Source organism: Ramlibacter sp. MAHUQ-53 (genome assembly GCF_052600055.1).
This window is the reverse complement of sequence record NZ_JBQWTS010000001.1, coordinates 494843-509593: the sequence shown is the minus strand read 5'-3', so window position 1 is coordinate 509593 and position 14751 is coordinate 494843. Positions and strand designations below refer to the sequence as shown.

The window sequence follows — 14751 nt, the reverse complement described above, 5'->3', positions numbered from 1 at the left end:
TCCGGCCTCAGCGCGCGGCGGCGGGGCGCAGGCGGGCGCGGCCGCCTTTCTCCGCCCAGGTGCGGGTCCAGCGGATCTGCATCACCCGCATGACGGCCAGCACCGCCAGCGACAGGCCCGCGAACAGGAAGAAGCCGGCGCTGTAGCTGCCCAGGTACTGCTTGGACAGGCCCAGCGCATTGGGCACGATGCCGCCGCCCAGGGCGCCGAGCTCGCCGATCATGGAGCCGGCCACCGCGGTGGTGGTGGGCCAGCGCAGGGGCACCAGCTGGAACAGCGCGCCGTTGCCTGCGCCAAGGGCGGCGAAGCACAGCATCATCAGCAGGGTGGTGAGCACCAGCGAGTGGCCGGTGAAGCCGATCAGGGTGAGGGTGCCGGCCACCACCAGGAGCACCAGGCTGAGGGTGTTCACGCCGCCCCAGCGGTCGGAGATCCAGCCACCGACCACGCGCAGGGTGGCGCCCATGAAGGCCGCCAGCATCGTGAGCTGGCCCGCCTGCACCTTGCTCACGCCGAACTGGCTGAAGTAGTACGAGGGCAGGAAGCTGGTCAGCCCGATGAAGCCGCCGAAGGTGACGCAGTAGATCAGGCTGAAGACCCAGCCATCCTTCTCGAACAGGCAGGCCACGTGCTCGCGCAGGCTGGCGTGGGCGTCGACGTCGTCGGGCTCCTTGGCCCAGAGGACCATGACGACGGCGGGGATCAGGATGGCCACCGCGGCGACGCCGTAGACCGCCTTCCACCCGAGCCACAGGGCCAGGGGCGGGGCCAGCAGCACCGAGACCGCGGTGCCGACGTTGCCCGCGCCCACCAGGCCCATGGCCAGGCCCTTGTGCTGCGGCGGGAAGGAGCCCGCGCCGAGGGAGAGGGCGACGCCGAAGCTGGCGCCGGCGATGCCCAGGAGCACGCCCATGGCGAGCAGGTCGTTGAAGCTGTCCACGTAGAGCAGGCCGAACAGCATGGCCACCGCGATCAGGCCCATCTCCACCAGCGTGGCGGACTTGCGGCCGATGTACTGGGCCAGCAGGCCGAGCGGGAAGCGCATGAGGGCGCCGGCGATGATGGGGACGGAGAGCATCAGGCCCATCTGGGCGGGCGAAAGCTGGTAGGCCTCCGAGATGAAGGGGGCCATGCCGCCATTGAGCACCCAGATGCCGCAGGAAAAGGCGAAGTACAGGAAGGCCGCGAACAGCGTGGGCACATGGCCGGACTTCAGGAAGGGGGTAGGAGCGCTCATCTCACGTGTTGGTGTCGTTTCCATGGGGCGGCCGGGGCACGGCCCTTCCCACGGGGAAGTACAGGACAGCACACCACGTCGTGCGCAGGGCCGGCGGTACGATGCACGGCCAGGGTGCGGCGTCACACCCGTTAATTCCTTTTGAGCAGCTTCCGTGCCAGGGGATTGGCCTATCCTTCGCCCCTTTGCGCGTCCCCTTCGAGTGCCTGCCTTGACCTCCGTCCTCCTGCTCCAGACCTCCGACCCGGGCGCGCCCGACCTGCGTGCCGACTTCACGGCGGCCGGTTTCACCGTTTGCGGGCAGGGGGACTGCACCCACTTGGTGCGCGATGCCCTGCGCACCCAGCCCGACGTGGTGGTGTGCTGGGCGCCGCAGGTGCCCGAGGCGCTGCTGCAGGCGGTGGCGGTGCTGCAGCGGGAGCAGTCCTTCCCCCTGCTGGTGTTCACCCGCGACAACGACGTCGCCCTGATGCAGCGCGCGCTGGAGGCGGGGGTGCACGGCTGGATCGTCCAGGGCTACGGCGGCCACCGCCTGCGCCCGCTGGTGGCCCAGGCCCGCGAGCGGGAGAAGCGCGAGCGGCAGTGGCGCCAGCGGCTGGACGACCTCGAGGGCCGCCTCGAGGAACGCAAGCTGGTGGACAAGGCCAAGGGCATCCTGATGCGGGCGCGCTCGCTGACCGAGGACGAGGCCTTCCGCCTCCTGCGCACCGCTTCGATGCACGGCAACCAGAAGGTGGGCGAGGTCTCGCGCCAGGTGATCGACGCCGCGCGCGTGGCCGAGGCGATCAACCGCGCGGGGCAGCAGCGCATGCTGTCCCAGCGCCTGGTGAAGCTCTATGCCCTGGCCTGCAGCCGCACCGACGGCCAGGCCGCGGCCCTGCTGATGCGAGAGAGCGTGGCGCGGGTGGACGAGAACCTGAAGGCGCTGGAGGCCGAGCTGTCTCCGGCCACCTTCGGCGACCTGGTGGCCGCGGGCCGCGCCGCCTGGGCCGACCTGCGCCAGGGCCTGGAGGCCGCGCCGCGCGCCACCGAGCTGCCGCGGCTGGATGCCCTGGCCGAGGCGGTGCTGGCCAATGCCGACGCCCTGGTGCTGGCGCTGGAGTCCTCCGGCGTGGCGCAGCCGGTGGGCGTGGTCAACGTGGCGGGCCGCCAGCGCATGCTGTCGCAGCGGGTGGCCAAGCTGGCCCTGGTGCTGCCGGCGGCGGCGCCGGCCGACGCCGAGGCGGTGCGGCGCGAGCTGGCGGCCAGCGAGGCCGCGTTCGAGGAGGGCCTGCGGCAGCTGGAGTCGGCGCCGCTGTCCACCCCCGCCATCCGCCAGATGCAGGCCGAGGGCCGGCAGGCCTGGGCGGCGCTGCGCGGCACCGTGCCGCTGGCGGCGCAGCCCGGCGGCCGCATGCAGCTGGCCGCGGCCAGCGAGGACCTGCTCGCGGTCTTCGACCGGCTCACCGAGGCCTACCAGACCAGCGTCGAGATGCTGCTCGGGTCGGCCGGCTGAGGGGGCCGCAGCCGCCCCCAGCCAGGCCCAGGCAGGCTCGCCTCAGGCGGCCTGCTTCTCCACGTGCGCCTGGCGGGTGTAGAGGAAGTCGATCACCGCCTTGCGGTAGCCCAGGTAGCGAGCGTCCTCGGCCAGCGCCACGCGGTCGCGGGGGCGCGGCAGGTCCACGTGCAGCACCTCGCCGATGGTGGCGGCCGGGCCGTTGGTCATCATGACGATCTTGTCCGAGAGCAGCACGGCCTCGTCCACGTCGTGCGTCACCATGACCACGGTGCTGCGGGTCTTGGCCACGATCTGCAGGAGCTCGTCCTGCAGCTTGGCGCGGGTGAGGGCGTCGAGCGCGCCGAAGGGCTCGTCCATCAGCAGCACGTTGGGCTCCATCGACAGGGCGCGGGCGATGCCCACGCGCTGCTTCATGCCGCCCGAGATCTCGCCGGGGCGCTTGGCGCTGGCGTGCGACAGGCCGACCAGCTCCAGCGCCGCGTCGGTGCGCGCCTTGAGCTGGGCGCGGGTCTCGGTGGAACCGAAGACGCGTTCCACCGCGAGGTAGACGTTCTCGAAGCAGGTGAGCCAGGGCAGCAGCGAGTGGTTCTGGAACACCATCGCCCGGTCCGGGCCGGGCCCGGCGATCTCGCGGTTGGCGCAGATCAGGGCGCCCTGCGTGGGGCGGGTGAGGCCGGCGACCAGGTTCAGGAGCGTGCTCTTGCCGCAGCCCGAGTGCCCGATCAGCGCGACGAACTCGCCCTTGGCCACGGTGAGGTCCACCCCCTGCAGCGCCACGAAGGGGCCCTTGGCGGTGCGGAAGGTCTGGCCGACGCCCTGGACCTGGATGTACTTGGTGGTGAGGCTCTCGTTCATGCCCGGGTCTCCTCGTAGGTGAATGCGGTGGCCAGCTTGACCAGGGCCAGCTCCAGCAGCAGGCCGACGATGCCGATCACGAAGATGGCGATGATGATGTTCTTGACGTTGAGGTTGTTCCACTCGTCCCACACCCAGAAGCCGATGCCGACGCCGCCGGTGAGCATCTCGGCGGCCACGATCACCAGCCACGCGGTGCCGACGGCCAGGCGCACGCCGGTGAGCATGTAGGGCAGCACCGCGGGGAACAGGATCTTCGTGACGATCTTCCACTCGGACAGATTGAGCACGCGGGCCACGTTCATGTAGTCGGCCGGCACGCGCTGCACGCCGACCGCGGTGTTGATGATCATGGGCCAGATCGAGCAGATGAAGATGGTCCAGATCGCGGCGGGGTTGGCGCCCTTGAACACCAGCAGGCCGATCGGCAGCCAGGCCAGGGGGGAGACCGGGCGCAGCAGGCTGATCAGCGGGTTGAACATCCGCGAGAGGAAGGTGAAGCGCCCGATCAGGAAGCCGGCCGGAATGCCCACCACCGCGGCCAGGCCGAAGCCCACCGCCACGCGCTGCAGCGAGGCGAGCACGTTCCAGCCCACGCCCTGGTCGTTGGGCCCCTTGCGGTAGAACGGGTCGCTGAAAACCTCCACCGCCTGGTGGAAGGTCTCCGCCGGCGAGGGGATGCTGCCGCCCGAGCCCATGGAGACCAGGGCCCAGATCCCCACCAGGAAGCCCAGGCCGAAGCACGGGGGCAGCACGCGCAGCCACAGGCCGCGCCAGTCGATGGAGGTGCGGGCCGGCCGGGGAGCGGCCGGTGCGGGAGCGGGGGCTGCGGCCACCGTGGGGGCCGTGCGCGCTGCGGGAGCGGAAGGCGCCGGTTCGTCGACCGGGCCGTGGAAGACTGCGCTGACCATGTCCGTGACTCCTTAGGCGTGGACCTTGAACGACTCGGCGTACTTCTTCGGGTCCTTGCCGTCCCAGACCGCGCCATCGAGCAGCTTGCTCGAGCGCATCACGTCCTTGGGCACGGCGACCTTGGCTGCGGTGGCGGCCTGCTTGTACAGGTCCACCTGGTTGATCTGCCTGGCGATCGCGAGGTAGTCCGGGTGGTCCTTGACCAGGCCCCAGCGCTTGTGCTGCGTGAGGAACCACATGCCGTCGGAGAGGTAGGGGAAGTTCACGTAGCCGTCGTTGAAGAACTTCATGTGGTTGGGGTCGTCCCAGGTCTTGCCCAGGCCGTTCTGGTAGCGGCCCAGGATGCGCTGGTTGATCACGTCCACGCTGGTGTTGACGTAGGCCTTGTCGGCCACGGTCTCGGCCATCTTGTTCTTGTTGGACAGGCTGGCGTCGATCCATTTGCTCGCCTCCAGGATGGCGGCGATGACGGCGCGGCAGGTGTTGGGGTACTTCTTCGCGAAGTCGCCGGTGGTGCCCAGGGCCTTCTCGGGGTGGTCCTTCCAGATGTCCTGGGTGGTGGCGGCGGTGATGCCGATGCCGTCGGCGATCGCGCGGTGGCCCCAGGGCTCGCCCACGCAGTAGCCGTCCATGTTGCCCACGCGCATGTTGGCCACCATCTGCGGCGGCGGCACGGTGATGACCTTGGCCTCCTTCAGCGGGTTCACGCCCACGCTGGCGAGCCAGTAGTACAGCCACATCGCGTGCGTGCCGGTGGGGAAGGTCTGGGCGAAGGTGTAGTCACGCTTCTCGGTGGCCATGAGCTTGGCCAGCGAGGCGGCGTCGACCGCGCCCTTGTCGGCGAGCTTCTTCGACAGGGTGATGGCCTGGCCGTTGTGGTTCAGGTTCATCAGGACGGCCATGTCCTTCTTCGGGCCGGAGGTGCCCATGTGCACGCCATAGATCAGGCCCCAGAGCACGTGGGCCATGTCGAGTTCGCCGTTGACCAGCTTGTCGCGAACGCCGGCCCAGGAGGCTTCCTTGGTGGGGATGATCTTCACGCCGTACTTCTTGTCGAAGCCCAGCACGGAGGCCATCACCACGCTGGCGCAGTCGGTCAGGGGGATGAAGCCGATCTTCACTTCCTCCTTCTCGGGCTTGTCGGAGCCCTGCGCGTGGACCGCGGTGCGCAGCGCCGGTGACACGCCGGCGGCGCCAACGGCGGCGGCTTGCAGCAGGCTGCGGCGGGAGAGGCGGGTTTTCAGCAGGTCGGTCATCACGGGGCTACTCCATCAACAAGGAATCGAACAAAAAAGAAAAGGCGTCCTCACGCGCACGGACAACTGCCGTGGGTGGGGACGCCTTCGTCCGGTCAAGGCCACCGGGATGCTTCGCCGTTGAAGCGGGGTGGCCCGAAAACCATCATTGGTTATTCGGATTCACTTGTGCAAAGCGCGTGCCAGGTTTTCCGGGCGGGGAGGGTGGGGTGTGAACCAACGTTTTGGTGCGGGTCGCCGCACTGCGCTTGTGCGGCGCACCATCACGGCGCATCAACCGAGCAGGTCGGCCACGTCGAGGATGCGCTGGGCCACGTCGGCGATCTTCAGGCCCTTGTCCATGGCCGTGCGGCGCAGCTTCTCGTAGGCCTCGGGTTCGCTCAGGCCCTGGCGCTGCATCAGCAGGCCCTTGGCGCGATCGATCACCTTGCGGTCGGCCAGCTCGGAGCGGGCGGCGGCCAGCGCCTGGCGCAGGCCCTGCTCGTGCTGGAAGCGGGCCATGGCCACGTCGAGGATGGGGCGGATGCGGTCGGGGGCGAGGCCGGCCACGATGTAGGCGGAGACGCCGGCGGCGACCGCGTCCTTCACGTGCGTGGTGTCGTCGTCGTTCGTGAACAGGACGATCGGCCGGCGCTCGTCGCGGGTGGCCATCACCACATGCTCCAGCGAGTCGCGGGCGGCGCTCTCGGCGTCCACGATGATCAGGTCCGGCTGCAGCTGCGCGATGCGCTCGGCCAGGAAGGGGTCGGCCGGCAGGCTGGCGATGAGGTTGAAGCCGTTTTCCAGCAGGCCGATGCGCAGGCTGCGCGAACGCGCGGCCTGCTCCAGGGCGTGTTCGTCGTTCGGGTCGTCCACCACCAGGTCGGGGGCGACGACCAGGATGCGCAAGGGTTCGGTCATGGGTCGGACGTGTACGGAAAAAGCGGTGCAATTTTCGCGCCAAAGTGCCAAAGGGGAGGGCGCCCCACCGGCGCGCCTACACTCGGGACATGCTTGTCCTGGGTATCGAGTCTTCCTGTGATGAAACCGGCGTGGCCCTGGTGGAGGCCGCCGGCGCCGGCGTGCCGCGCCTGCTGGCGCACGCCCTCCACAGCCAGATCGAGATGCACCAGGCCTATGGCGGCGTGGTGCCCGAGCTGGCCAGCCGCGACCACATCCGCCGGGTGCTGCCCCTGGCCAGCCAGGTGCTGGACGAGGCGGGCCGCGGCCTGCCCGAGGTGGACGTGGTGGCCTACACCCGCGGCCCCGGCCTGGCCGGCGCGCTGCTGGTGGGGGCGGGCGTGGCCTGCGCCCTGGGCGCGGCGCTGGGCAAGCCGGTGCTGGGGGTCCACCATCTCGAGGGGCACCTGCTGTCCCCGTTCCTGAGCGCGGATGCGCCGGAGTTCCCGTTCGTGGCGCTGCTGGTGTCCGGCGGCCACACGCAGCTGATGCGGGTCGATGGAGTGGGGCGCTACGAGCTGCTCGGCGAGACCATCGACGACGCGGCGGGCGAGGCCTTCGACAAGTCGGCCAAGCTGCTGGGGCTGGGGTATCCGGGCGGGCCGGCGCTGTCGCGGCTGGCGCAGTCGGGCGACCCGCAGGCCTTCAAGCTGCCGCGGCCGCTGCTTCACAGCGGCGACCTCGATTTTTCCTTCGCCGGCCTGAAGACCGCGGTGCTCACGCAGGCCAGGAAGCTGGGCGACGAGCTCGAGGCCCGCCGGGCCGACCTGGCCGCCGCGACGCAGGCGGCGATCGTGGAGGTGCTGGTGAAGAAGTCGATCGCCGCGCTCGATGCCACCGGCCTCAAGCGCCTGGTGGTGGCCGGTGGCGTGGGCGCCAACCGCCTGCTGCGTGAGCAGCTCGACGCGGCCTGTGCGCGCCGCCGCGTGCGGGTGCACTACCCGGAGCTGCACCTGTGCACCGACAACGGCGCCATGATCGCCCTGGCCGGCGCGATGCGGCTGCAGTCCGGCGCGCAGCAGGCCAGCGAGGCGTATGCCTTCGACGTGAAGCCGCGCTGGCCGCTGCACGAGATCGTGCCGGCGGCCTGACGCCCGCTCACTGCAGCGGGATCGTGCGCGCCTTGCTCACCGGGACCTGCTTGGCCAGGGTCAGCGTGAGCACGCCGTTCTCCAGCCTGGCGGCGGTGGCATCGACATCGATGTCCTGCGGCAGCTCATAGGCGGCCTTGTACTGGCGCGGCGCCTCGGCGCGCGTCTCGATGCGCACCACCGGGCCCTCGACGCTGATGGACAGGTCCTCGCGCGCGATGCCGGGCATGTCCAGGGTCACGGTCCAGGCCTTGTCGTCCTCCGACACGGTGGCGCCGCGGGCGGGCGTGGGCTGGAAGAAGGCCTCGTCGATGAAGCGCTCGAAGCCGCGGTTGAAGGTGCGGCGGGTGGGGATCACGGCGCGGGTGCGGACGACGGGTGCGAAAAACATGGCGACTCTCCTGGAAGACGGTTCCGGGCGGGCCCCAGGCCCCCCTTACACTGCGCGGCATCCGCCAGCCGAATGCCGCCCTGCACCCGATCTGCGAGCGGCCGGCGACTTTTCAAGGGCTGGCTGTTCTTGACGCGAAAGCCCGCCCATGCGCCACGCCATCCAGAACCTCGAGGCCTCGAAGATCCGCGAGGTCGCCAACGCCGGCCTCGGCCGCAGCGACGTGCTGGCCTTCTGGTTCGGCGAGAGCGACGAGGCCACGCCGGACTTCATCCGCGAGGCGGCCATCGCCTCGCTGCGGGCCGGCGAAACCTTCTATGCCCACAACCTCGGCCTGCCCGAGCTGCGCGCGGCCCTGGCGGCCTACACGACGCGCCTTCACGGCCCGGTGGACGCCGGCCGCATCGCCGTCACCTCCGGCGGCGTGAGCGGGCTGATGCTGGCCGTGCAGGCCCTGGTGGATGCGGGCGACGAGGTGGTGGCCGTCACCCCGGTCTGGCCCAACCTCACGGCCCAGCCCCTGATCATGGGCGCGGCGCTGCGCACCGTGTCCCTGAAGCCCGTCGGCGGCGCCTGGGTGCTGGACCTGCAGGCCCTGCTCGATGCGGTCACCCCGGCCACCCGCCTGCTGGTGCTCAACGCCCCCAACAACCCGACCGGCTGGACACTCCGGCGCGAGGAGCAGCAGGCCATCCTGGACCACTGCCGCCGCACCGGCACCTGGATCCTGGCCGACGAGGTCTACGAGCGGCTCTACTACGCGCCCAGCGACACGGGCTGCGCCCCCAGCTTCCTCGACATCGCCGCCCCGGACGACCGCCTGGTCGTGGCCCACAGCTTCTCCAAGAGCTTCCTCATGACCGGCTGGCGCCTGGGCTGGCTGGTGATGCCGCCGGCGCTGGTGGAGCCCATGGGCAAGCTGATCGAGTTCAACACCTCCTGCGCCAGCACCTTCACCCAGCGCGGCGCGATTGCCGCCGTGACCCGCGCCGACGAGGTCACCCCGCGCGTCGTGGCCCACCTGAAGGCCTGTCGCGACACCCTGGTGCCGCTGCTGCAGGCCCTGCCGCAGGTGCGGGTGGCCCCGGCCCCGGGCGGCATGTACGCCTTCTTCCAGCTCCAGGGCCACCCCGACTCGCTGGCCACGGCCAAGCGGCTGGTGGCCGAGGCCGGCCTCGGCCTGGCTCCCGGCAGCGCCTTCGCGCCCGAGGCGGACGGCTGGCTGCGCTGGTGCTTCGCCTCGAAGGACCTGGCGCGGCTGGGGCAGGGCGTGGAGCGCCTCCAGGGCTGGCTGGCCGCCCAGGCCTGATCCCAGGCTATAATCCCGCAGTTCTACCCCTCACGGGGTGGTGCTTTCGCACGTTGGAGCCGCATTCCAGCATCCAACGCAAGTCAATTCTTCCCAAGGAATCACTGATGGCCATCAACAAGGCTGAAATCGTTGCCGCCAACGCGCGCGGCGCCGCCGACACCGGCAGCCCCGAAGTGCAGGTCGCCCTCCTGACCGCCCGCATCAACGAGCTGACCCCCCACTTCAAGACCCACGCCAAGGACCACCACGGCCGCCGCGGCCTGCTGCGCCTGGTGAACCGTCGCAAGAGCCTGCTGGCCTACCTGAAGGCCAAGGACGCCGACCGCTACACCGCGCTGATCGCCAAGCTGGGCCTGCGCAAGTAAGCACCGAACCCACGAAAAGCGCCTGAGTTAGTCCCGCTAGCTCAGGCGTTTTTCACTTCCGGGAGCCCTCCAGACGAATACGCGCTGTGTCATTCCACCAGCCGCCCCCACGCAGGATGCGGGCGATTGATGGAATGGCATCGTGTTCGCCTGAAGCTCCGCCCACCAGAGAGAGCAAGAACATGAGCATCTTCAACAAAGTCACCAAGACCTTCCAGTGGGGCCAGCACACGGTCACCCTGGAGACCGGCGAGATCGCCCGCCAGGCGTCCGGCGCCGTGATCGTCAACATCGACGACACCGTGGTCCTGGCCACCGTGGTCGCCTCCAAGTCCGCCAAGCCCGGCCAGGACTTCTTCCCGCTGACCGTCGACTACATCGAGAAGACCTACGCCGCCGGCAAGATCCCCGGCTCGTTCTTCAAGCGCGAAGCCAAGCCCTCCGAGCTGGAGACGCTGACCTCCCGCCTGATCGACCGCCCGATCCGCCCGCTGTTCCCCGAGGGCTTCCTGAACGAAGTCCACGTGGTGATCCACACCCTGTCGCTGAACCCCGAGGTCGACGCCGACATCGCCGCCATGATCGGCACCAGCGCCGCGCTGGCCATCTCCGGCGTGCCCTTCGCCGGCCCGATCGGCGCCGCCCGCGTGGGCTACATCAACGGCGAGTACGTCCTGAACCCGGGCCAGACCCAGCGCAAGGACAGCCAGATGGACCTGGTCGTCGCCGGCACCGAGGCCGCCGTGCTGATGGTCGAGTCCGAGGCCCTGCAGCTGTCCGAGGAGATCATGCTGGGCGCCGTGGTGTTCGGCCACGAGCAGGGCAAGATCGCCATCAACGCCATCCACGAGCTGGTGCGCGACGCCGGCAAGCCGGCCTGGGACTGGCAGCCGCCCGCCAAGGACGAGCCCTTCATCGCCAAGGTCACCGCCCTGGCCGAGGACAAGCTGCGCGCCGCCTACCAGATCCGCTCCAAGCAGGCCCGCACCCAGGCCCTGCGCGAGGCCTCCGCCTCGGTGCATGCCGCGCTGAAGGCCGAGGGCGTCGAGTACGAGGCCGGCAAGGTCGACGACCTGCTGTTCGCCATCGAGTCGAACATCGTGCGCAGCCAGATCCTGGCCGGCGAGCCCCGCATCGACGGCCGCGACACCCGCACCGTGCGCCCCATCGAGATCCGCAACAGCGTGCTGCCCCGCACCCACGGCTCGGCCCTGTTCACCCGCGGCGAGACCCAGGCCCTGGTCGTCTCCACCCTGGGCACCGAGCGTGACGCCCAGCGCATCGACGCGCTGGCCGGCGAGTTCGAGGACCGCTTCCTGTTCCACTACAACATGCCCCCCTTCGCCACCGGCGAAGTCGGCCGCATGGGCTCCACCAAGCGCCGCGAGATCGGCCACGGCCGCCTGGCCAAGCGCGCCCTGGTGGCGTGCCTGCCCACCAAGGAAGAATTCCCGTACACGATCCGCGTGGTCTCCGAGATCACCGAGTCCAACGGCTCCTCCTCCATGGCCTCCGTCTGCGGCGGCTGCCTGGCGATGATGGACGCCGGCGTGCCGATGAAGGCCCACGTGGCCGGCATCGCCATGGGCCTGATCAAGGAAGGCAACCGCTTCGCCGTGCTGACCGACATCCTGGGCGACGAGGACCACCTGGGCGACATGGACTTCAAGGTGGCCGGCACCACCAACGGCATCACCGCCCTGCAGATGGACATCAAGATCCAGGGCATCACCAAGGAAATCATGCAGGTCGCCCTGGCCCAGGCCAAGGAAGCGCGCATGCACATCCTGGGCAAGATGCAGGACGCCATGGGCGAGGCCAAGACCGAGGTCTCCAGCTTCGCGCCGAAGCTGTACACGATGAAGATCAACCCCGAGAAGATCCGCGACGTGATCGGCAAGGGCGGCGCCGTGATCCGCGCGCTGACCGAGGAGACCGGCTGCCAGATCAACATCGAGGAAGACGGCACCATCACCATCGCCGCCACCGATTCCGCCAAGGCCGACGAGGCCAAGAAGCGCATCGAGCAGATCACCGCCGAAGTGGAGATCGGCAAGGTCTACGAAGGCCCGGTCACCAAGATCCTGGACTTCGGCGCCCTGGTCAACCTGCTGCCCGGCAAGGACGGCCTGCTGCACATCTCGCAGATCGCCCACGAGCGCGTGGAGAAGGTCACCGACTACCTGTCGGAAGGCCAGGTCGTGCGCGTGAAGGTGCTCGAGACCGACGAGAAGGGCCGCGTCAAGCTGTCCATGAAGGCCCTGCTGGACCGCCCGGCCCGCGACGAGCGCGAGCCGCGTGAGGAGCGTGCGCCGCGTGAGCGTCGCGAGCCGCGCGAGTCCCGCGACCAGGCCCCGGCCGCCGACGCCCAGGGCGAGTAATCACCGCCTTGCGAGCTGCGGCCCGCGCCCTCCGGCGCGGGCCGTTTTGACGATGGACGACCATTCGACGAGCGAGAGCAATCCATGAAGGCCGTTGAGATCACCACCCCCGGCGCCCCCGAGGTGCTGCGCCTGGGCGAGCGCCCGATGCCCGTGGCGGGCGCGGGCGAAGTGCTGGTGCGCGTCGCCGCCAGCGGGGTCAACCGCCCCGACGTGCTGCAACGCACCGGCAACTACCCCGTGCCCCCCGGCGCCTCCGACATCCCCGGCCTCGAGTTCGCCGGCGTGATCGAGGGCGGCGACGCCGCCGCGATGGCCGCGGCCGGCCTGAAGGTGGGCGACCGCGTCTGCGCGCTGGTCGCCGGCGGCGGTTACGCCGAGTACTGCGTGGCGCCCGTGGGCCAGTGCCTGCCCGTGCCCGCCGGCCTGTCCGACGTGGAGGCGGCCTCGCTGCCCGAGACCTTCTTCACCGTCTGGAGCAACGTCTTCGACCGCGCCCGCCTGCAGGCCGGCGAGACCCTGCTGGTGCAGGGCGGCTCCAGCGGCATCGGCGTCACCGCGATCCAGATGGCCAAGGCCCTGGGCGCGACGGTGATCGTCACCGCCGGCAGCGACGACAAGTGCGCTGCCTGCCTGAAGCTCGGCGCCGACCACGCCATCAACTACAAGACGCAGGACTTCGTCGCCGAGGCCAAGCGCCTCACCGGCGGCGCCGGCGTCAACGTCATCCTCGACATGGTGGCCGGCAGCTATGTCGCCCGCGAGGTCGAGGCGCTGGCCGAGGACGGCCGCCTGGTCATCATCGCGGTGCAGGGCGGCACCAAGGCCGAATTCAACGCCGGCCTGGTGCTGCGCCGCCGCCTGGCCATCACCGGCTCGACGCTGCGCCCGCGCCCGGTGGCCTTCAAGGCCGCGATCGCGCAGTCCCTGCGCGAGAAGGTCTGGCCGCTGCTGGCGTCCGGCGCCATCAAGCCCGTCATCCACAGCACCTTCCCGGCGGCGAGTGCGGCCCAGGCCCACGCGCTGATGGAATCCAACCAGCACATCGGCAAGATCGTGCTGACCTGGTGAGACACGACATGAAGAAGAAACTGATTGCCGGCAACTGGAAAATGAACGGCAGCGTGCAGGCCAACGACGCGCTGGTGCGCGCCGTGATCGCCGGCCTGGGCGAAGCCTCCCGTGACGGCGCCTGCGAGGCCGCGGTCTGCGTGCCCGCGCCGTACCTGGCGCAGGTGCAGATGCTGCGCCACGGCACCCGCCTGGAACTCGGCGCCCAGGACTGCTCGGCGCACGAGCAGGGCGCCTACACCGGCGAGGTCGCGGCCGCCATGCTCAAGGAGTTCGGCGCCCGCTACGTGATCGTCGGCCACTCCGAGCGCCGCCAGTACCACGGCGAGAGCGACCAGCTCGTGGCCGACAAGGCCAAGGCGGCCCTGGCCCACGGCATCACGCCCATCGTCTGCGTGGGCGAGACCCTCGCCGAGCGCGAGGCCGGCCAGACCGAGGCGGTGGTCAAGCGCCAGCTGGCCGCGGTGATCCATACCAACGGCCACTGCATCAGCGAGATCGTCGTCGCCTACGAGCCCGTGTGGGCCATCGGCACCGGCAAGACCGCCACCCCCGAGCAGGCCCAGCAGGTGCACGCCGTGCTGCGCGCCCAGCTGCACGCCGCCACCGAGCACAGCGACCGCGTGCGCATCCTCTACGGCGGCAGCATGAACGCGGCCAACGCGGCCAGCCTGCTGTCCCAGCCCGACATCGACGGCGGCCTCATCGGCGGCGCCTCGCTGAAGGCCCCCGATTTCCTGCAGATCATTGCCTCGGCCAGCGCGAACGCGGCCTGAGTCTTCCCGCATTAGGAGTGCATCCATGAGTTTCCTGTTCAACATCGTGCTGGCCGTCCAGCTCATTTCGGCGATCGGCATGATCGGCCTGGTGCTGGTGCAGCACGGCAAGGGCGCCGACATGGGCGCCGCCTTCGGCAGCGGCGGCTCCGGCAGCCTGTTCGGCGCCTCGGGCAGCGCGAACTTCCTCTCGCGCACCACCGCCGTCCTGGCCACGGTGTTCTTCGTGTGCACCATGGGCCTGGCCTACCTGGGTACCAACCGCCCGGTGGAATCCGGCTCGGTCCTCGAGCGCGCCGCCGCGCCCGCGGCCCCGGCAGCGTCCGGCGCAGCCGCCCAGATCCCCGCCACGGCGGCCTCCGCCGCCCCGGTGCCGGCCGTTCCCGCCTCGGGCGCCGCACAGATTCCGGGTCGCTGAGCTAATTTCCTTCGCTTTCCCCCGGGAAGCGACATGGTTTCAGGGTAAACTCTCAGGCTGTTCGGAGCAGCGGGTTGAAAATTCAAACAACGCCCGCAGTACCGGATGCACAAACCGCCGTCGTGGTGAAATTGGTAGACACGCTATCTTGAGGGGGTAGTGGCGAAAGCTGTGCGAGTTCGAGTCTCGCCGACGGCACCATACAAAAAAGTCACGGGCCCGGATCCCGTGACGCAGCGGTAGCGGAGC

At 70.0% G+C, this 14751-nt stretch carries 14 protein-coding genes and 1 tRNA gene; 9 read left to right on the top strand and 6 right to left on the bottom strand.

Annotated elements, in window-relative coordinates:
• Positions 1 to 7 precede the first annotated feature (7 nt).
• Positions 8 to 1237, bottom strand: coding sequence for an MFS transporter (locus ACT80S_RS02285; protein WP_377412060.1), 1230 nt, complete (start codon positions 1235 to 1237; stop codon positions 8 to 10).
• Positions 1238 to 1448: 211 nt separating this feature from the next.
• On the opposite strand from ACT80S_RS02285, the gene ACT80S_RS02280 reads away from it, so the two are divergent.
• A complete protein-coding gene (locus ACT80S_RS02280) occupies positions 1449 to 2732 on the top strand; it encodes an ANTAR domain-containing protein (protein ID WP_377412058.1) in 1284 nt (427 codons plus the stop codon).
• Positions 2733 to 2774: 42 nt separating this feature from the next.
• Here ACT80S_RS02280 and ACT80S_RS02275 read toward each other — a convergent pair whose 3' ends face one another.
• From ACT80S_RS02275 to ACT80S_RS02260, 4 genes are all read right to left on the bottom strand, one after another.
• Positions 2775 to 3590: an ABC transporter ATP-binding protein gene (locus tag ACT80S_RS02275; protein WP_377412054.1), complete on the bottom strand. Its 816-nt coding sequence runs from the start codon at positions 3588 to 3590 to the stop codon at positions 2775 to 2777.
• A complete protein-coding gene (gene ntrB, locus ACT80S_RS02270; protein ID WP_377412051.1) occupies positions 3587 to 4501 on the bottom strand; it encodes a nitrate ABC transporter permease in 915 nt (304 codons plus the stop codon). The genes ACT80S_RS02275 and ntrB overlap by 4 nt, the downstream gene beginning before the upstream one ends.
• Positions 4502 to 4513: 12 nt before the next feature.
• Entirely contained in the window at positions 4514 to 5758 is a 1245-nt protein-coding gene (locus tag ACT80S_RS02265) for a CmpA/NrtA family ABC transporter substrate-binding protein (protein WP_377412048.1), read from the bottom strand.
• 273 nt (positions 5759 to 6031) lie between these two features.
• The gene (locus ACT80S_RS02260; RefSeq protein WP_377412046.1) at positions 6032 to 6658 is read right to left on the bottom strand and encodes an ANTAR domain-containing response regulator; all 627 of its coding nucleotides are present in this window, start codon (positions 6656 to 6658) and stop codon (positions 6032 to 6034) included.
• An 89-nt stretch (positions 6659 to 6747) separates the two neighbouring features.
• On the opposite strand from ACT80S_RS02260, the gene tsaD reads away from it, so the two are divergent.
• On the top strand, positions 6748 to 7788 hold the full coding sequence (tsaD, locus tag ACT80S_RS02255) for a tRNA (adenosine(37)-N6)-threonylcarbamoyltransferase complex transferase subunit TsaD (RefSeq protein WP_377412044.1): 1041 nt from the start codon (positions 6748 to 6750) through the stop codon (positions 7786 to 7788).
• A 7-nt stretch (positions 7789 to 7795) separates the two neighbouring features.
• On the opposite strand, the gene ACT80S_RS02250 is transcribed toward tsaD, so the two are convergent.
• On the bottom strand, positions 7796 to 8179 hold the full coding sequence (locus ACT80S_RS02250) for an Hsp20 family protein (RefSeq protein ID WP_377412042.1): 384 nt from the start codon (positions 8177 to 8179) through the stop codon (positions 7796 to 7798).
• A 148-nt stretch (positions 8180 to 8327) separates the two neighbouring features.
• Here ACT80S_RS02250 and ACT80S_RS02245 point away from each other — a divergent pair, with 148 nt between their 5' ends.
• The 7 genes from ACT80S_RS02245 (at position 8328) to ACT80S_RS02215 (ending at position 14703) form a co-directional block, all read left to right on the top strand.
• Positions 8328 to 9488: a pyridoxal phosphate-dependent aminotransferase gene (locus ACT80S_RS02245; protein ID WP_377412040.1), complete on the top strand. Its 1161-nt coding sequence runs from the start codon at positions 8328 to 8330 to the stop codon at positions 9486 to 9488.
• 107 nt (positions 9489 to 9595) lie between these two features.
• Positions 9596 to 9856 (top strand): 30S ribosomal protein S15, encoded by a 261-nt coding sequence (rpsO, locus tag ACT80S_RS02240; protein WP_377412038.1) that lies wholly within the window; start codon positions 9596 to 9598, stop codon positions 9854 to 9856.
• Positions 9857 to 10038: 182 nt separating this feature from the next.
• A complete protein-coding gene (pnp, locus tag ACT80S_RS02235) occupies positions 10039 to 12237 on the top strand; it encodes a polyribonucleotide nucleotidyltransferase (protein ID WP_377412035.1) in 2199 nt (732 codons plus the stop codon).
• 84 nt (positions 12238 to 12321) lie between these two features.
• A complete protein-coding gene (locus ACT80S_RS02230) occupies positions 12322 to 13308 on the top strand; it encodes an NAD(P)H-quinone oxidoreductase (RefSeq protein ID WP_377412033.1) in 987 nt (328 codons plus the stop codon).
• A gap of 8 nt (positions 13309 to 13316) precedes the next feature.
• Positions 13317 to 14084 (top strand): triose-phosphate isomerase, encoded by a 768-nt coding sequence (tpiA, locus tag ACT80S_RS02225; protein WP_377412030.1) that lies wholly within the window; start codon positions 13317 to 13319, stop codon positions 14082 to 14084.
• A gap of 25 nt (positions 14085 to 14109) precedes the next feature.
• Complete coding sequence (gene secG, locus ACT80S_RS02220) at positions 14110 to 14502, top strand: preprotein translocase subunit SecG (RefSeq protein ID WP_377412028.1); 393 nt, start codon at positions 14110 to 14112, stop codon at positions 14500 to 14502.
• 116 nt (positions 14503 to 14618) lie between these two features.
• Positions 14619 to 14703: transfer RNA gene (locus tag ACT80S_RS02215), tRNA-Leu, on the top strand.
• Positions 14704 to 14751 lie beyond the last annotated feature (48 nt).